The sequence below is a fragment of the Meiothermus taiwanensis WR-220 genome, from assembly GCF_003568585.1.
Classification (GTDB): domain Bacteria; phylum Deinococcota; class Deinococci; order Deinococcales; family Thermaceae; genus Meiothermus; species Meiothermus taiwanensis.
In genome coordinates, this window is record NZ_CP021130.1 from 2,294,687 (window position 1) to 2,312,592 (window position 17,906).

Sequence of the window (17,906 nt, forward strand, 5' to 3'; positions counted from 1 at the left end):
GCTATCAGCGGAGCCTTATGCACGAAGAAGAAGCCTTTAAAAAGAGTTTTGATGCCAAGCTGGCCCGGCGCATCCTGAAGTATGTGCGTCCCTACTGGAAGCAGGTGGGGCTGGCCCTGCTGGCGCTGGTGGTGAGCACCCTCACCGCCGCCTCCACCCCGCTTTTCCTCAAGTACGCCATTGACAACGCCATCGTGCCGCGCGAGGTGCTCCCCCTGGCCCAGCGCTACGAGACCCTGTTGCTGGTCTGCGCGGTTTTTCTGGCGGTGCGGGTGGTGGACTTTATCGCCAACTACGCGCAAACCTACCTGATTAGCTGGGTGGGGCAGCACATCCTCTTCGACCTGCGCTCGGAGATCTTCGCCAAGCTCCAGCGCATGCATCTGGGCTACTTCGACCGCAACCCCGTGGGCCGTCTGATGACCCGCATCACCTCCGATGTGGACGCCATCAACCAGTTCATCACCGGCGGGCTGGTGGGGCTGATCGCCGACTTCGCCCTGATCATCGGCCTGATGACCTTCATGCTGGTGCTGGACTGGCGCCTGGCCCTGGTAGCCTTCGCCATCATGCCCATCTTCCTGGCCGTGACCACCTGGATCCGAGGTGGGATGCGCGAGGCCTACCGGGCCATGCGGCTGCGGCTGTCGAGGGTTAATGCTTCACTGCAAGAAAACCTGGCCGGCGTCCAGACCACCCAGCTTTTCAACCGGGAGCCCAAGAACGAAGCGCAGTTCAACCTGCTCTCCAGCGATCTGCGCGGGGCCTGGGTGGAGATCATCAAGTGGTTTGCCCTGTTCTTCCCTTTGGTGGGCCTCATGGGTGAGGTCACGGTGGCCCTGTTGCTGTGGTACGGGGGCGGGCAGGTCATACAGCAGGCCATTACCCTGGGCTTGCTGGTGGCTTTCACCGATTACGTGCGCCAGCTCTTCCAGCCCCTGCAGGATCTTTCCGAGAAGTTCAACATCTTCCAGGCCGCCATGGCCTCGGCGGAGCGCATTTTTGGCCTGCTGGACACCAAAGAAGAGGTGGCCGACAAGCCGGGGGCGATACCGGTCGAGCGCTTTAGAGGCCAGATTGACTTCGAGGACGTCTGGTTTGCCTATGGCCGGCGGGGCGAGGCCAAACCCCAGGGAACGGAGCCTGGGGATGAAGGAAAGGAGGTTGAAGCAGCCGGCCTCGAGGTGATCGAGCCCACCACCCCTGAAGAGGGCGAGTGGGACTGGGTGCTGCGGGGGGTGAGCTTCCGGGTGCGGCCCGGCGAGAAGGTGGCCCTGGTGGGGGCCACCGGCGCGGGCAAGACCAGCGTGATTAGCCTGATCGCCCGTTTCTACGACGTGCAGCAGGGTGCGGTCAAGATCGATGGCCTGGACGTGCGGGAGTACCGGCAGCGCGACCTGCGCCGGGCCATTGGCATCGTGCTGCAAGAGCCTTTTCTGTTCAGCGGCACCATTGCCTCGAACCTGCGGCTGGGCGACGAAAGCATTACCTTAGAGCGCATCGAGGAGGTGTGTGCCTTTGTGGGGGCCGACGAGTTTATAAAGCGGCTGCCGCAGGGTTACGAGACCGTTCTGCACGAGCGCGGCGGGGGGCTTTCCACGGGGCAGAAGCAGCTTTTGGCCCTGGCCCGGGCCATCCTGCACAACCCCGACATCCTGCTGATTCTGGACGAGGCCACCGCCAACGTGGACTCCGAGACCGAGCAGAAAATTCAGGCCGCGCTCGAGCGGGTTATGCAGGGCCGCACCTCGATTGTGATCGCCCACCGGCTCTCGACCATCCGCCATGTGGATCGGATTCTGGTCTTCCGCAAGGGCAGGCTGCTGGAAGAGGGCAGCCACGACGAGCTACTGAAAAAGGGCGGCTACTATGCCAGGCTCTACGAGCTGCAGTACGTGCATGGCGGCGGGGCCTGATTGGGCAGGGCTACAGCGCCTCCAGCGCTTCACGCTGGCGCTCGACAAGGGCCAGCAAGCGCGATAGGAGGGCTTTTTCTGCCAAGACCACCAGGCCTTTTTGCTTCAAGGGCACCAGCACCAGCACCCACTGGGGGAGTGATATAACCGAGAGGCGGGCCGGCTGTCCCGAGAGTTCGTTGGCCAGGTTGATCAGGTCGTCGAAAACCACCTGAGCACTCTTGGAGGCAAAAGGTAGCCCGCCCGCCACCACCTGCCCCCCTTCAACCAGGGCCACCGCCTCCACACCCCGTATGCGAAACTGCCTCAGCACCTCAGGCTCGGGGAGGGTGGCGGGCTGGGATGAGGGTGTAGGTGGTGGGCTGGGCGCCTGGAAAACGTCCAGCAAGGACTCGAGGTCGGCCCCTTTTAGTTCTTGCAAGACGCTCTGGGCTGCCTCGTACTCCTGGGCTAGCTGCGCCTCGAGGCGCTCGGCTTCCTCCAAAGCCCGCCGCACCTCGAGCAAACCGCTGGCCCCCAGGCGGGGCAGGCGCTCAGCCGCCGATTGCAGGAAGTCGCACAATGGCTTGAGGCGCAGGGCGGTTTCACCCCCCACCCCTTTGTGCACACCATAGGCCTCGAGCAAAGCCCCTATACGCGCGCCCAGGTCGGCCCGCAGCGTCTCCTGGGCGCGACGCAGACGGCCCAGGAGCGCGTGAATCTCGCTCAGGTCGGGTAGTTCACCGGCCTGGAGGTAGGTTCGGGCCTGGGCCACTTTAGCCTCGAGCTCCTCACCCCCCAGCCCCTTCATGCTGCGGGCCACCGCTTCGTAGCGCGAGAGTTCCTCGGCGATGGAAGCCCGCCGAGCCGCTACCAGATCGTCCAGCGCTCGCTCCAACGGGCTGGGGTCGGCAATACGGCCCTGGGCCAGGGCCTCACGGTTGGCCTGCAGGGGTTTCTTGAGTTCGATCAGGGATTCCTTGAGGACGCGCTCGAGGTGCTGGATGCGGGCCTCGAGGGCCTCCAGCCGGCCCAGCACCACCCCCCGGGCGCGCTCCACCAGGGCCTGCACCGCCGCCTCAAGCTCGGCCAGCGTGCCCAATCCCTGCTCGAGCTGCTGCAACAGGCGCTTTTTATCAGCCTCGAGGGGCTCGAGGCTTGGCAAAGCCTGCACGCTGGCCCGCAGGCCCATGCGCTTGAGGCTTTCCTCCTCGCGCTCCCGGGCCAGCTGGGAGAGCAGGTCGGAAAGCTCCTGGCGCAGGGTGCTCAAGGCCGCCTCGGAGATATCCGGGGCAGCCAGGGCCGTCAGGAAAGACTCCACCTGGGGCCGCCCACGGAAGGGCGACAGGGCATGTTCGGCCTCGCTGCGCAAAGTGGCCAGCGCGGCCTCGAGGCGGGCCTGGCGGGCCTTGTTTTCGCGGTTGGCCTTCTCTTCGGCCTCGAGGCTCTCCAGGTTGCGCTCCAGCTCGGCCAGCTCATGGGGAATCCCACCGGCCTGCAAGGTTTCCAGGGCCACCATCAAGCGCGCCTGCAGGGGGGCGGTTCGCTCCGAGGGCAGCTCGAGGCGGCCCAGGCGGTCGGCCAGCCACTCATAGCGCACCCGGGCCTCGGTTAAGGCCTCCTGGTGTGCGGTCTTGAGCAGCTCGGCAAAAGCATCCAGACGCTCCCCTAGGGGATTGCCGGCCGATAGCTCGGCCTCCAGTTCGGCCAGCTCACCAGCCACACTGGCCTGGTTCAGCACAGCCACATAGCGCTCTTTGAGTGACTCCAGCCGGCGGGCGTCCTCGGCCACATCGATCTCGCGGATGCGCGACAGCTGCTCAGAGGTCAGGGCCTCAAAGTCGAGGTCGATCACCAGGGCTTCGTCGTCGAAGCCGTCGCTGGCCTCCTCCAACACCACCGGCGCTTCGATGGTGGGGTCTTTGAGCACCACCTGTGGCTCGGTCGGCACGATTTCCTCGATGGTATCCAGGGTAATGGCAGCCTCACCGGTGGGATTCTGCACCACCGAGGACTCGACCAGCTTGCGCATATCAGCCGCCAGGGCCCGGGCTCGCTCCACCTCAGCGGCGGCCAGGGTTTCCTGGGCGTGGGCCTCCTGGATAATCCGGATCAGGTTTTCCAGGCGGCGCACCTTGGCCCCACCCACGCTCTGCACTCGAGATAAGCTCATCTCCAGCTCGGCAATATCCCGGGTCTGGCGCAGCAAAGCCGCCTGGAGCTTCTCCTCGAGCTGGGCCAGCACCTCCTGCCCCTCACGCAACAAAGTGCGCGCCGCAGCAGCCTCGGGATCCTGCTTAATCGCGTTGACCAGACCACGCAGGCGCCCAACCTCGGGCCAGTCCAGGTACAGGCTGAAGCGCTTTAGGCCGGCCTCGAGATCCGCCAGCACCCCCTGGGCATGCGCCGACAACCCACCGGTAGCGGACTTGGTGCTTTTCTCTCCACCAAGCCCCAGGGTTTTGAGCAGCTCCTCGATATGACTGCGGGCTGCGCTGGGGCTCATTTTGGCCTGAAGTTCGCGGTACACCAGGCGCTTGAGAATGGTCTCGGCCTCGGATGCGTCGAGCTTATCCGGGCTGGTGCCCAGCCGACGAAGGCCCTCTTCCAGCACCACCCGGGCACGATCCCCCAGCACCGGCTCGAGGGACTTACTGAGAGTCTGATACAGCGACAAGCCTTGACCTCCCGTCAAAACCATACGATACCCGTTCTTCGCCCAGTGTATCGTGAATCGCGCTGCCAGATGGTTCAAACCAACACCCGGCCAGTCTGTACAGCGGATTTACATCAAGTCCAAGCATCCCGTTAACATTCTGAAGCAGCCACCGCAGGCCTTTCCCTAGTGGATGTTCGGGGCCACCGCCTCTTGCTCAGCGAACCCGCTGGCCGGCAGCAGCCTCGATCAGCAGGTGGAAAATACCCCATTGCTCAGGCAGCAGCTCGGGGTGCCACTGTACCCCCAGGTAGAACGGATGGTCTTCGAGCACCACCGCCTCCACAATGCCATCGGGCGCAGCCGCCACCGCCCGCAGGCCGGGCGCCAGGTCTTTAATGGCCTGGTGGTGGTAGGAGTTGACCCGGAAGCGCGGCGCAAACAGCTTGCTGAGAGGGCTTTGCCCGGTCTGCTCAAGGCCATGCCCCAGCACCGGGGGTTCGGCCTTCTGGCTGTGCTGCACGGTGCGGAAGCCTTGCGCAGGCAGATCCTGGTACAGGCTACCGCCCAGGGCCACGTTCATGACCTGGATACCGCGGCAGATCCCCAGGGTAGGAATGCCGTGTTGGGCCGTATAACGAGCCACAAAGAGCTCGAGGGTGTCGCGCTCGAGGCTCACTTCCCCCAGCTCGGGGATGGGTTCTTCGCCAAACTGGGCCGGATCCACATCCACACCCCCTGGCAGCAGCACGCCGTCTAGCTGGTGCAGCAAAGCGGGCAGCTTGTCGCCCGCCTGGGGCGGTAGGATTACAATGCTGGCACCCTGGCTTTCCAGAGCCCGCACATAGGGCTCGAGCAGGCCCCAGATTCTGGTGCGAAAAAGACCTTCTGTGTTGCGCGACTGAGAGGTTACGCCAATGAGCATGCCCCAATCCTACACCGCCCTGCGGCCCGAGTTTAAAGAGGCCCTGCTGCAAGCCGCCTCTCAGTTTGAGACACCTTTTTACGCCTACGACTGGCCCACCATCCTAAAGCGCCTCGAGCGCCTGCAAAAAGCCTTTCCGCAGGCCGAGCTGTTCTACGCCATCAAAGCCAACCCTCGCCTGGGCCTGCTCAAGCGCTTCCTGGAACGGGGGGTCTTTGTGGAGGCGGTCAGCCTGGGTGAGGTGTTGCGGGCCTACAAGGCCGGCTTCCGCCGCAACGAGGTCTTGTTGAACGGGCCGGTTAAAACCCCGGCCATGCTGGAAGAGCTGAACCGCATGGGCCTTCCGATTCTGGGCCTCGACTCGCTGGCCGACCTCGAGCGGGCCTCAAGGGTGCTGCCCAGGGCCCGCGTCCTCTTACGGGTCAACCCCGACCTGCCCATCGTCACCCACGACCACCTGGCCACCGGGCGCGGCCATAGCAAGTTTGGCATCCTGCCCGAGGAAGTGGGGCCGGCCCTGGAACGGGCCCGCCGGAGCCGCCTCGAGGTGCTGGGCCTGCACATCCACCTGGGCTCAGCCCTGGAGCACCCCGAAGACTACCAGGCGGGCTACAGGGTGATGGACGAGCTGTACCGCACCCACGGCCCCTTCCAGGTCATGAACCTGGGCGGGGGCTTTGGGCTGGGCCTCGACCTGGATGCGTTGGGAGCACAGGCGACTGCCCTGGCCCACCGACACGGCGCGGAGCTGTGGCTCGAGCCGGGCCGCTACCTGGTTGCAGAGGCCGGGGTGCTGGTCACGCGCTGCTGGGGCATCAAGCGCACCCGGCGCAATTACCTGTTGATAGACGCCGGAATGAGCCAGCTGATCCGGCCCATGCTCTATGGCGCAGTACACCCGGTGGAGCCGCTGTACCACAACCCCCGACAAGCCACCTACGACCTGGCCGGCCCCGCCTGCGAGTCGGGCGATGTGCTGGCCCGCGACCTCACCCTGCCCGAACCCAAGGAGGGCGACCTGCTGGCCGTTTTGCAAGCTGGAGCCTACGCCGGTAGCATGAGCAGCAACTACCTCGACACCCCCCGCCCCCTCGAGCTGCTGTGGACAGGCCAGGACTGGGAGGTAATCCGCCGGCGGCAAAGCTGGGAAGCCTTGCTGGAAGACGAACTGTAGCCGGTCAAGCAGGAGGCCCGGCGCTGGGAGGCCTTTTATAGCGGATTCGGTGAGTTTGGCCCCTTTCGGGGCCAAACCAACCCGACCAACGGGATACGCTTTCTTCGCCGAGCGTAGCGAGGGGTGTGCTCTAGGATTCATACCAGATTCGGTTAGTTCGTCACCGAATGGTGGCGAACTAACCCGACCGAAGGGAGTGCTCTAGGATTCAAAAAGATAGCCTCTGGAGGTCTTTGCTTTGGAAGATTATCTTTTTGAATTCGGTCAGGCGAACCCAGGGCAATTCCTGGGGAGCAGGAAAGGCATGCAGCCTGCCCTGAGCTCGTACCAGGGGCTCAGCGCAGCAACCAGCGCACGTCCGCTAACACCCGTTCGGTTTCGGCGGCTTTGCCGTTGCCGTATATCAGCCGCAGCTGTCCTTTGGGATCGAGGGCAAAGACGGTGGCGGTATGGTCTACGTTGTACTCGGTGGCCGATTTGATCTGGGACTTTTGATAAAACACCCCGTAACGCTTGGCCACCTCGGCGATCTGCTCGGGGGTTCCAGTCAGCCCGATAAAGCTGGGGCTGAAGAAGGTGACGTAGTCCCTTAGCTTTTCCAGGGTGTCTCGTTCGGGATCTACCGAGATGAGCAGAACCTGCACCCGTGCCTGTTCGGCGGGGGTCAGGGCTTTGTAGACCTTGCTGAGCTCGAGCAAGGTGGTGGGGCAGACATCCGGGCAGTTTATAAAGCCAAAGAAGATCAAAACCACCTTACCCTGAAAGTCCGACAGGCTCTTGCTCGAGCCGTCGTGCGCGGTCAGGGTGAATTGGTTGGCCTCGAGCGGACGAGCATTCAACAGGCGCGTTCCATAGGGCTGGTAGGTATCGCGCGATACCAGAAAGGCCGCCCCCGCCAGCAACAAAGGCAGGCCAACCAACAGGATGATCCAAATTGCTCGACGCGGCATCTACACACTCCTGGGCTCGAGGGTTCGCAGCCCTCTGCACACCATGCTTAACCCTAGACAACCCAGCCCCAGGCAAATGTCCCTGAACGAACAGTCTGATACCAGATTCAAAAAGATCATCGTCCAGGGCAAAAACCGTCAGAGGCTATCTTTGAGCACTGACGTTGGTCGGGTTGGTTGACCACCTTCCGATGGGGCATGGCAAGCCAATTTACATTGGCCCCGCGGCTTTAGGGCAAGATAAGGGCTAGCATGGAGGATCGCACCATCGCTTTTACGCACCCCTTAGTACGCTGGGCCGGGGCCCTTTTGGTGGCCCCTTTCTTCCTGCAGCTGCTGGGACTGGGCAACACCTTGCTGGGGGGTGGGCTGTGCGGTGAGTTGTTCGGCAACGACACCCCGCTGGGGCTTCAGGGGGCGGGGTTCTGGTATGCGGTCCTGTTCATGATGCTGCTGGGATTCCAGCTTATGTACGGGGGGTTCTTGCTGCTGGCGCGCCTGCTCGAGATGCCCACCAGCATGGAGCGGGGAACCTACAAAGGGGGGGTCTGGCTGGTGGGGCTTATCACCCTGCTGTTCGTCCTGACCCGCACCACCGGCCTGCCCTACCCCAGCCCCCAGGGCCTGGCCTTGGGGGATACCGCCCCGGTAGATGTGCTGAGCCTGATACTGATGGGCTGCTCGTGGGTGGCCGGCTTCCTGCTGTGGCAGCTGCTCAGACATGGCGAACTTTCCAAAACCCGCTAGGCTGTAAGCATGGAGCGTTTACTCGAGGTCATGCGGCGTCTGCGGGGCCCGGATGGCTGTCCCTGGGACAAGGAGCAAACCCACCAAAGCCTGCGCCCCTACCTGCTCGAGGAGGCCGCCGAGGCTGTGGATGCCATTGGCAAAGGCGACCCCAGCGAAATCGCCGAGGAGCTGGGGGATGTGCTGCTGCAGGTGGCCTTTCATTCGGTGATTGCCGAGCAGGCGGGCACCTTTACTTATTCACAGGTGGAGCAGCACATTGTGGATAAGCTCATCCGGCGCCACCCCCACGTCTTCGGCGATGTGCAGGCCGACACCCCCGAGGCCGTTAGCGCCAACTGGAAGGCCATCAAGGCCCGGGAGGGCAAAACCGCCCAGTCTATTTGCGACCAGGTGCCGAGAAGCCTGGGGGCCCTGGCCCGCGCCGCCGAGATGCAGAAAAAAATGGGGTACACCTTTCCCGGAAAAGACCGGCTGATGGGGGCTCTCGAAGAGGGCAACCTGGCCGAGGCCCTGTGGCTGATGGTGGCCTGGTGCCGGGAGGAAAAAATCAATCCGGAGATTCTGTTGCGCGAGCGGTGCGAGGAAAGCTGTTTATAAAGCGTCAGATACCACAGATAGCAGCGCAAACCTGGTGCAAAATGGAAGTCCATGACAGCTCCGGCACGTTGTTGTCCAGTGTGCTGGACAGACCCATGAGATCGGACTTGCTCAAAGCCATTGTTGCCCGTCCTCCTGCCGCGCTCTCGAGGCCGGAGGGTTTTGTGGATGCCGCCGTGCTCCTGCCGGTTTGGGAGGGGCAACTTCTGTTCACCGTGCGCAGCGCCCACCTTCCCCACCACGCCGCGCAGATTAGCTTTCCTGGGGGTCGCTTTGACGATGGTGAGAGCGCCGAGCAGGCCGCCTTGCGCGAGGCCTGGGAAGAAGTGGGGCTGAACCCGGAGCATGTGGAAATCCTGGGACACCTCAACCCCACCCTCTCACCCTTTGGCTTCCGGGTATTTCCTTTGCTGGGCCGGATCACCCAGGAACCCCAGCTGACCCCCAACCCTGCAGAAGTAGATACCTTGCTCTGGGTACCCATAGAGGAGCTGCTGGCCGCACCCGCTTACGCTGAAGAACGCACCCCCCCGCCGGGCAACCGCCTTCCCAACGGCCTGGGCGGGGAGTTCTCCGAGATAGAAGGCCAGCTACGGCGCAAGGTCTGGCATTATCCCTGGCGGGGCTACGATATCTGGGGTGTGACCGGGAACATCGTGCACGATTTCCTCGAGCGCATCCGTGCGGTGCGCCTGTAGATCCCCTGGCCTCAGTCCGCGGCCGCCAAACCCTGCTCGAAAACCGGGCGGGCCTGCCGGGAGAGTTGATTGTACAGCTCGAGGAATTGCGCCTTGGCCTGCTGCCCCAAAAAGCCGGGTGGGGTCAGCTCGGGCGGCAGGCCGGGGTCTAAGAAGAGGTTCTTGCGGGCCTGGTGAATCATGTGGGTCAGGCGCACAAAGGCCTCCTCGGCGCTTTGGGGCCGCCCCTGCCTTTGCGATAGAAAAGCCCGGTAGCGGGTCTGGGCCGCCTTCAGGTTGAAGGATTTCTCGATGAGCTCGAGGGGGGGTGTGCTGGAGAAACGCTCGGCCTGGAACAGCTCCACATATTTTTGCAGGCCGTAAAAGCCCACCAGGTCGCGGGCGGCCTCGAGCGAGCCGTTGGGGCTGATCCAGACGCCCGGCGCCGGCGTACCGAAGCCCAGGAGGATTAGCTCGTTGCGGAAGCGATCCCGCACGGTGCGCTTGGTTTCCGGCACGGCGTAGACCAAAATGCGCCACCTGCCATCCCACGGGGCACCGTAGCTATACAGGCGCTCCCGCACCTTCTCGACCTGCCAGGCCACCCTGGGCGAAAGCCGGTAGTACGCCCGCCGCCCCTCTTTTTCCGGGATAATCCAGCCTCGTTTGACGCTGCGCGAAACCGCGGCCCGCACTGCAGGTTCGCTGAAATTCAACAGTTCCATCCAGCGGATCAGATCCCCCACCCAGGCCCGGTTTTCGGGGTACAGATACTCCATATAAAGCGTAAACAAGTAAGAGCGCGCCCGCATTGAGGCTCAGTATAATACGGGTTTTTGCATCTTCAGCAGAAAAGCGTTGGTACAGACCCCTAATCAGAGGCCGCTGCCCGGGCCTCGAGCCGAAACCACCGCCCACTTCGATAGCGCCACAAAAACATGCTCACCCGCACCGTCTCCTCGCCCAGAAGCCGCCCCAGAAATATGCCCCACAATCCCAAACCCAACGGAAACGCCAGCAACCAGGCCAGGGGCAGACCCACCACAAACACTGTTACGAAATCGGAGAGCAGCAAAAAACGGGTATCCCCCCCGCTGGCCAGGGTACCAAAAAAGATGAAATTGGACACCTTGACCGGCTGGAACAGCGCATTGAGCAGCACAGCCCAGAACCCCCATTCCTGCACCTGCGGGGTGGTGTTGGGGTAGAGCACCGGAAGGAGAAAAGCGAACAGGGCAAAAACAAAGCCAAAGATGGCGGCCGAAGCCAGTCCAATGTGCCAAATCTGGCGCGAAACTGCCCAGACGCCGGGGGAGTCGGCCCGCCCAATGGACTGGGCTACCAGAACGGTGGCCGCGTAATGCAGGCCGGCCGAGGCGGTGATGAAGACCATCTCGAGGTTGCTCACAATCTGAAACACCGCCAGCTCCGGGGTGCCCAGGCGCTCGAACAGCAGGGCAAACAAAAACACCCCTCCGCTAAAGACCACCTCGGTGATGAACAGCGGCAACACCAGCGGCACCGCCTCGCGGAGCAAATCCCGCCCTTGTCCCAGGCTGGGCCAGGCCCAGCGCAACCCCCAGCGGCTTCCAACGAGCAGCCCAAGCAGCAGCAGTGCCCGGATCCCCTGGGCCACCAGGGTCGCCAGCGCTGCCCCCACCACACCCATCCCCAGCGGATGCACAAACAGCCAGGACAACAGCGGTATCAGGGCAATGGCCGGAACGGTCACTAGCATTGGTATGCGCGCCCTGCCAATGCTACGAAAGGCCGCGCTGCTGACCACGCTTAGGGTAATGAGGGGCAAGGAGAAAGCCACCAGGGTGAGAAAAGGCCCACCGATGGCAGCAATCTCCGGGTTCGACCCAATCAGCTTTAGGAAAGGGGTGGCCCCCAGCCCCAGCGGCAGGGCCAGCGCCAGCGATACAAGCACAGAAAATCCGACAAAAAAGCTTACGATGCGCCGCACCGCGGCCTCGTCGCCCCGCCCCCTGGCCCGGCTGGCCAGAATGGCGCACCCCGCACCCAGGGTGTTCAGGCACAGGATGCCAATAAACAGCAGGTTGTTAGCCAGACCCACCGCGGCAATGGTGGCGGTACCCAGGGTTCCCACAATCACCTGATTAACCAAACCCAGGGCCAGCTGCGCGGTGGACTCGAGGCTCACCGGAAGGGCAATTCTGAATATTTCGCGCCGGGTATCAGCAGTCACAAAGGCCAGCATACTACGCAGCAGGAAGGTAGAATCGGGGAGATTATGAACCCCTTTGTATTGAACACCGAGCAGCTCATCGAGCAGGATATCGCCCACCACCTACACCCCGTCACCAACCTGCACCGCCACAAGCGGCAGGGCCCGCTGGTGCTGGTTGAGGGGAAGGGTTCCAAAGTGCGTGACAGCGAGGGCAGGTGGTACATTGATGGGTTCGCCGGGCTCTGGAATGTGAATGTGGGCTACGGGCGCCAGGAGCTGGTCGAGGCCGCCCGGCAACAGATGGCCCGGCTGGCCTTTCAGCCCACTTTTTTTGGGCTGGCCACCCCCCCGGTCATCGAGCTGGCCGCCAAGATGCACCAGCTTCTACCGCACCACTCCCATTTCCAGTTCACCTCGGGCGGGGCCGAGTCCAACGAGACCGCCATCAAGATTGCCCGCTATTACTGGGCTTTATCGGGCAAGCCCGAAAAAACCAAGATCATCTCGCGGCGCATGGCCTACCACGGGATCGCCATGGGGGCGCTGGCCGCCACCGGCGTACCGGCCTACCACGCCGATTTCGGGCCGCTGCCGCCAGGGTTTTTGTACCTGAGCGCGCCGCTGGCCTACCGCAACAACCCGGGGCTCTCGGAGCCCGGGTTTGTGGCGATGCTGGCCCAGGAGCTCGAGGACTTAATCCTTCGGGAAGGCCCCGAGACCATCGCGGCCTTCATCGGGGAGCCGGTGCAGGGCGCAGGGGGCGTGGTGCCACCCCCCGAAGGCTACTGGCAGGCCATTGTCCCCATTCTGAAGAAGTACGAGATCCTGCTGATCGCCGATGAGGTGATTACCGGCTTTGGCCGTACCGGCGAGATGTTTGGCCAGACCACCTACGGTTTCCAGGCCGACATCACCAGCTTTGCCAAGGGCATCACCTCGGGGTATGTGCCGCTGGGCGGGGTGGGCATCAGCCCGCAAATTTTCGAACGCATCTCGGCCCCCGACCGCATGTTCATGCACGGCTTTACCTACTCGGGGCATCCGGTAGCCTGTGCGGTGGCCCTGGCCAACATCGCGATTATCGAGCGCGAGCAGCTTTGGGTGAACGCCGCCGAGCGGGGTGCGCAGCTTTTGCGGCGGTTGCGCGAGCTCGAGGCCCACCCCCACGTGGGCAATGTGCGCGGCAAGGGCCTGATGGCCCTGGTCGAGGTGGTGGAGGATAAGGGCAGCAAAAAACCCTTCGATGCGGCCAGGGGCATTGGGGAACGCTTGATGCAGGTCAGCCGGGAAAAGGGCGTGATCGTGCGCTGCAACGACACCGGCTTTGCCATCGCCCCGCCCCTGGTCATTACCGAGCAAGAGATCGACGAGCTGGTAAACGCCCTAGCCGAGACCCTGGACGAAGTCCTGGGTGCCTAAAAAACCTCCCGTAATGGGGGCTCCATCAAACCGGTTCGGCGGTGGGCAGGTCGGCCACAGCGGGCCCCTGCAACAACCGGAGCACCTCCCCTGCTAGGTACAAAGAGCCCGTTACCAAAACCGGCCAGCCATCCTGCCGGGCCAACTGAATAGCGTTCTGGAGAGCCTCGAGGGGGTCTTGGAAGTAGGGCGCTGGGTAGGCCTGCGAGAGTTCCTCCCCCCGCAAAGCGCCCTTGGCCGCATAAGTAAAGCGCACGCTTTTGGCTTTGGGGAGCAGGGTTTGCAGGATGCTGCGGTAGTCCTTGCGGGGAAAGGCCCCAAACACCAAATGAAAACCCTCGAACTCACCCACCAGGGCCCTGGCTGCAGGGGGGTTGTGGGCCCCATCCAGCACCACCGGGACACCTTGGTAGGTAAGCTGCTGCATACGGCCTGGATGCTGGGCGCTGGACAGACCGCTGGCAATCACGCTGTCGCTATAGCCCAGCAAGCGCAACACCGCCGCGGCCAGGCGGGCGTTGTGCTCCTGAAAACGGCCCCGCAAAGAGGGAGGGGCCGGCAGCTCGAAGAGCGGACTGCCCTCGCTCAGCACATACATCGGTGCTGCCCGCTCAGCAGCGATGGTGCGGATTACCTCCAGCCCAACCCCCTCGGCCCCGGTCACCACCGGAACCCCTGTGCGAATGGCCCCTGCCTTATCCCTAGCCACCCCCTCGAGCGTGCCCCCCAGGGTCTCTAGGTGGTCTTCGCCGATGTTGGTCAGCACTGTGACCCGTACCCCAGGGAGCACGTTGGTGGCATCCAGCGCACCGCCCACCCCTGCCTCGACCGCCGCCAGCTCCACGCCCTGCTGGGCAAAATGCTGAAAAGCCAGGGCCGTGGTGAGATCGAAAAAAGCCACCGGTTCACGGAACGACTGGCTGCGGGCCCACTCCACAAAACGCAGCACCTCCGCCGCGGGGATCGGGCCCAGATGCGTGCGGATGCGCTCGCGAAAGTCCAGCAGATGGGGGCTGGTGGTGGCTCCATAGCGCTGACCAGCGGCTTTGAAGGCCGCCTCGAGGTAGGCCACCACGCTGCCTTTGCCGTTGGTGCCAATCACATGAACCGCAGAAAACCCAGCCTCGGGATGGCCCAGGCGTTCCAGCAGCTCTTGGATGCGCGAAAGGCCCCGCGGCGCCCCGGCGCGGCTTTGAGAAAACAACCATTCCACCGCTTCTGGGTAGGTCACAGGCATCAGTTTAGCGCAGATTTCGGGGTGTTTACAGGATAATAGGGCCATGGAAGCGCTGCGCGCCCGGTTGGAACTCGAGCTCAGCCAAGTCCTGCTGCACACCTGGATCAGCCGCCAGCTCGCCCGGGTGGACATGCCGGTTCGGCTGCTACGCTTTCCGCTGGGCCGCCTCCAGCACGGCCAGCTTCGGGATTTCGAACTGGGCCAAAACCACTGCCAGGCCGAGATTGGGTTCGCCAGCGGCCCGGCCCTGCGCTTCAGGGTGCGGGCGCTGGACTTCCAGCCCGATTCACAGGCCTGGCGACTACAGGTCGAACACCTACATTTTTCGGGGTTTCGGGGAGGGCCGGTGCTCAACCTGTTGCCGGGCAAGGTGCTGGAGATGATGGCCCAGCAGGCCAACCAGCGGCTGCCCGGTCTGCTGACGGTACACAACAACCTGGAACTCGAGTTTCGCCTGGAGCCGTTGCTGCAAAAAATCCTCCAAGAAACACCGCTCCAGACCATGGGCCTGGGAAAAACCCCCAGCGTGCGAATCGAGCACCTCGAGCTGGCTCAAAACCTGCTGCGGCTCACCCTTCGGGCCAGCGGCTGAGTCGGGTGGTCTTGTACCAGATTCGGTTAGTTCGTCACCGAATGGCGGCGGCTACCCCGACCGAAGTTATCCGCGTAGCGGAGGGCGATACCGCCCCTTGGAAGGGATACGCTTTCTTCGCCGAGCGTAGCGAGGGGTGTGCTCTAGGATTCAAAAAGATAGCCTCTGAATGTTTTTTGTTTGAAGATTATCTTTTTTCCGGTATTAGACAACCTGGCGCCGCAGGTTGGAAAATAGCAGGCTCGAGGCCAGCAGCACCCCCGCCAGCAACCCAAACATGCCGCTAATCTCGGTGCGCTGGGGCTTCCAGCCCACCGTCCGACCCAGGTTGCGGTAGGCCTGCCGCAGGGCTTCCGCCGAGTCTGCAGCGTAGTACTGACCCCCGGTGGCCTCAGCAATGGCCCGCAGGGTTTCTTCGTCGAACTGCATCCAGTAGCCGCCCCAGTACTGATCGGGGTCGCTGGGGTTGTTGCGGCGGCCCAGCCCGATGGTGTGCACCACCACCCCCATATCCTTGGCAAATGGGACGACCTCGAGCGGGTCTACACCGCTGTTGGTTCGACCATCCGAAAGCAGCACCACCGTGGAGGGCCCTAGGGGCTTGCCGTCTTCGTCTTTGGGGATGGCTTTGAGGCTCTCCAGCAAACCATCACCAATGGCCGTTCGACGGGCCATCTGCAACAGCTCGATCTGGTCTATCACCCGCCGGTGATCGGTGGTCGGCTCAACCTCCAGGGTGGCGTAGCCCGCGAAGCTCACCAGCCCCACCTTGACGCTATCCGGCAGCGACTCCACGAAGTTTTTGGCTTCCCGTTTGGCCGCCTCGAGGCGGGTCGGCTGGATGTCCTGGGCCCGCATCGAGAGGCTGATATCAATGGTCACGATGACGGTGGCAGTGGGGTCGGGTACCGGCAGCACAGCTTGCGGACGGGCTAGCGCGGCGATGGCCAGGGCCAGGGCCAGGCCGTACAACCCAGCGCTCAGGTGACGCTTCCAGCGAGGCTCGGATAAACGGGCCAACGGGGCCAGACCGGGGTAGAGCACGTGGCCGCTCGCGCGCCCCTCCTGCACCCTGCGCTGGTAGGCCCAGGCCAGCAGCGGCAGCAGCAGGAGCAACAGCAGCAGCAGCGGAAACTCAAACCCCACGGTTCACCCCTCGAGCAGCGCTTCGACAAATAAGCTACCCCTCGAGTTTGCCGGCTAATGCCCTGCCAGATGGTAGGCCCATTTACGGTTGGTCTTCAAAAAATATACACAAACCAACAGACCTGGGGTTTCCCGCCAAAGGCACACTACCCATTGGCCATCACCGGCTGGGCTTCAGGCTGGGATGAGGCCGGGGTGCCCAGCAGGTAGGCCACCACGTCCCGCGCGCTGTACTCGGTGCCAAACTGCCGCACGAAGCGGCCGATGCGCTCGAGGTCGTCGCCGCTGGTGACCAGGGGCAGCTCGAGGTCGCCATTTTTCTGGAGCTGGCCCATCCCCACCGCCGCCAAAAGGGCGTTGCACAGGCACTTGCGCCCCTCGGTGTGGGCGAGTTGGCCTCCTTTGGCCAGGTACTGCTCGATGGGTTCGGAAGCGCAGCGGAAGCCGATCTTGCCTTGGGGCGTCTGGTAGGCCTCACGCAGGTAGCCCAGGTCGCAGACCCGCGTTCGCCGCTGGTATTCCTCGGGCTGCGACAGGGTGCCCTCGACCTCGGCTACCTTGAAGGGAAACCCGGTGGGCGAGGCTTTGGGATCGGTAAAGACCCTGACTTCCCCCCTGGCAGCTTGCTCGAGGATGCCCCGCTTGAGGCCGGCCTCGAAGCCCGACTCCTGGCTATAGGCGAACAGCGTCCCTACCTGAATGCCGGCGGCCCCCCGTGCAAGGGCTTCTTGCAAAGCCTCGGGCGAGCCCGTACCACCGGCCAGCCAGAAGGGCAGGCCCAGGGCTTTGATCTGCTCCAAGTCCACCACCTCCCGCTCGCCGTACACCGGCTGCCCGCGTTCATCAAACACCGGCGCTCCCCTTGGTGGAGCGTTGTGCCCGCCTGCGGTGGGGCCCTCGATCACGAAGCCTTGAATGGTGCCCGTTACCTTGCGGGCCAGCAAAGTAGCCAGCGAGTTGGAGGCGATGATGGGCAAAAAGTGGGGGCGCTTGAGGGTTTGCACACCGCCCAGCACCTCGCGTGGGTTGAAGTGGAGCCGGGGGGCCTCGGTTCCCGTCCAGCCGGTTACGTCAATTTTGAGCGAGGCGGTCTCACCGGCGGCCAGTTTGTCGAGCACCTCGGGTATCTCGCGGGGAATGCCAGCCCCCATCAAAACGTAGTCCACCCCGGCCAGCATAGCCCCATACAGCGTGCCCAGGGTGGGCAGCTGCAACTTGGTCAGCAGGTTAATGCCCACCAGGCCCGGGTGCCCCTCCTTGGCCAGAAACACCTCCACATAACCCCCCAGCACGTGCATGATCTGCGAGGCGGTATCACCCAGCCGGCTGGGCATGGGCAGGCGCAGGTAGGGCTGGCCTTTGCGGCCTTCGGGCCGGAAGTATTTTTCCAGCACCGGTTTAACCCAGTGCTGTACAGGAAAGGAAGCCAGCGCGCGGCGCACCAGCCCACCGGGGTCGCCGTCCTGCAAACGCCGCACCAGCACGGTGTCCATGGCGGTTCCAGAAACCACCCCCAGCTGCCCCAGCAGCGAAACTGTTTTAGCCAGCCGCCAGCTGGAAACGGAAACACCCATCCCACCCTGAATAATGCGCGGTAGGGCTACAGTAGCAACACTTTGCACGTCAACAAACCTCCATATAAAGCACCTCGAGACAACGACAAGATGGCCGATTGTACGGTATGCGTGGGTGAG

At 63.4% G+C, this 17,906-nt stretch carries 15 protein-coding genes; 7 read left to right on the forward strand and 8 right to left on the reverse strand.

The genetic code is table 11. The features are described 5' to 3' along the window. The first annotated feature begins 17 nt into the window (after positions 1–17). The gene (locus MTAI_RS11300; RefSeq protein WP_027886426.1) at positions 18–1,916 is read left to right on the forward strand and encodes an ABC transporter ATP-binding protein; all 1,899 of its coding nucleotides are present in this window, start codon (positions 18–20) and stop codon (positions 1,914–1,916) included. Between the two features lie 10 nt (positions 1,917–1,926). Here the strand turns inward: MTAI_RS11300 and MTAI_RS11305 are convergent, their stop codons facing one another. Beyond that, positions 1,927–4,572 carry a coiled-coil domain-containing protein gene (locus MTAI_RS11305; RefSeq protein ID WP_223299661.1) on the reverse strand — a complete coding sequence of 882 codons (2,646 nt, stop codon included), beginning with the start codon at positions 4,570–4,572 and terminating at the stop codon, positions 1,927–1,929. 196 nt (positions 4,573–4,768) lie between these two features. After that, a complete protein-coding gene (locus tag MTAI_RS11310) occupies positions 4,769–5,476 on the reverse strand; it encodes a gamma-glutamyl-gamma-aminobutyrate hydrolase family protein (RefSeq protein WP_027886428.1) in 708 nt (235 codons plus the stop codon). Between MTAI_RS11310 and lysA the strand changes: the two genes are divergently transcribed. Then, positions 5,469–6,650: a diaminopimelate decarboxylase gene (gene lysA, locus MTAI_RS11315; RefSeq protein WP_027886429.1), complete on the forward strand. Its 1,182-nt coding sequence runs from the start codon at positions 5,469–5,471 to the stop codon at positions 6,648–6,650. The two genes, MTAI_RS11310 and lysA, sit on opposite strands and share 8 nt — an antisense overlap. Before the next feature lie 335 nt (positions 6,651–6,985). Here the strand turns inward: lysA and MTAI_RS11320 are convergent, their stop codons facing one another. Further along, positions 6,986–7,600 (reverse strand): SCO family protein, encoded by a 615-nt coding sequence (locus MTAI_RS11320; protein ID WP_027886430.1) that lies wholly within the window; start codon positions 7,598–7,600, stop codon positions 6,986–6,988. Between the two features lie 252 nt (positions 7,601–7,852). Between MTAI_RS11320 and MTAI_RS11325 the strand changes: the two genes are divergently transcribed. The 3 genes from MTAI_RS11325 to MTAI_RS11335 all read left to right on the forward strand — a co-directional run bounded on the left by MTAI_RS11325 (position 7,853) and on the right by MTAI_RS11335 (position 9,645). Continuing rightward, a complete protein-coding gene (locus MTAI_RS11325) occupies positions 7,853–8,347 on the forward strand; it encodes a hypothetical protein (RefSeq protein ID WP_036196727.1) in 495 nt (164 codons plus the stop codon). A gap of 9 nt (positions 8,348–8,356) precedes the next feature. Next, on the forward strand, positions 8,357–8,947 hold the full coding sequence (locus tag MTAI_RS11330) for a MazG family protein (RefSeq protein ID WP_027886432.1): 591 nt from the start codon (positions 8,357–8,359) through the stop codon (positions 8,945–8,947). A 95-nt stretch (positions 8,948–9,042) separates the two neighbouring features. After that, entirely contained in the window at positions 9,043–9,645 is a 603-nt protein-coding gene (locus MTAI_RS11335; RefSeq protein WP_027886433.1) for an NUDIX hydrolase, read from the forward strand. Positions 9,646–9,656: 11 nt separating this feature from the next. On the opposite strand, the gene MTAI_RS11340 is transcribed toward MTAI_RS11335, so the two are convergent. Beyond that, positions 9,657–10,436 (reverse strand): PaaX family transcriptional regulator, encoded by a 780-nt coding sequence (locus tag MTAI_RS11340; protein ID WP_027886434.1) that lies wholly within the window; start codon positions 10,434–10,436, stop codon positions 9,657–9,659. A 59-nt stretch (positions 10,437–10,495) separates the two neighbouring features. After that, the gene (locus MTAI_RS11345; RefSeq protein ID WP_027886435.1) at positions 10,496–11,836 is read right to left on the reverse strand and encodes an MATE family efflux transporter; all 1,341 of its coding nucleotides are present in this window, start codon (positions 11,834–11,836) and stop codon (positions 10,496–10,498) included. Positions 11,837–11,881: 45 nt separating this feature from the next. On the opposite strand from MTAI_RS11345, the gene MTAI_RS11350 reads away from it, so the two are divergent. After that, positions 11,882–13,237: an aminotransferase family protein gene (locus MTAI_RS11350; RefSeq protein ID WP_027886436.1), complete on the forward strand. Its 1,356-nt coding sequence runs from the start codon at positions 11,882–11,884 to the stop codon at positions 13,235–13,237. A 25-nt stretch (positions 13,238–13,262) separates the two neighbouring features. Here MTAI_RS11350 and MTAI_RS11355 read toward each other — a convergent pair whose 3' ends face one another. Further along, positions 13,263–14,468, reverse strand: a complete 1,206-nt coding sequence (locus tag MTAI_RS11355) for a bifunctional folylpolyglutamate synthase/dihydrofolate synthase (RefSeq protein ID WP_043981917.1) — start codon at positions 14,466–14,468, stop codon at positions 13,263–13,265. A 49-nt stretch (positions 14,469–14,517) separates the two neighbouring features. Between MTAI_RS11355 and MTAI_RS11360 the strand changes: the two genes are divergently transcribed. Beyond that, entirely contained in the window at positions 14,518–15,066 is a 549-nt protein-coding gene (locus tag MTAI_RS11360) for a hypothetical protein (RefSeq protein WP_027886438.1), read from the forward strand. A gap of 204 nt (positions 15,067–15,270) precedes the next feature. Here MTAI_RS11360 and MTAI_RS11365 read toward each other — a convergent pair whose 3' ends face one another. Together MTAI_RS11365 and MTAI_RS11370 are read right to left on the reverse strand one after the other, a co-directional pair. Beyond that, complete coding sequence (locus MTAI_RS11365; RefSeq protein WP_027886439.1) at positions 15,271–16,212, reverse strand: VWA domain-containing protein; 942 nt, start codon at positions 16,210–16,212, stop codon at positions 15,271–15,273. Between the two features lie 146 nt (positions 16,213–16,358). After that, positions 16,359–17,834: a nitronate monooxygenase gene (locus tag MTAI_RS11370; protein WP_027886440.1), complete on the reverse strand. Its 1,476-nt coding sequence runs from the start codon at positions 17,832–17,834 to the stop codon at positions 16,359–16,361. Positions 17,835–17,906: the final 72 nt, after the last annotated feature.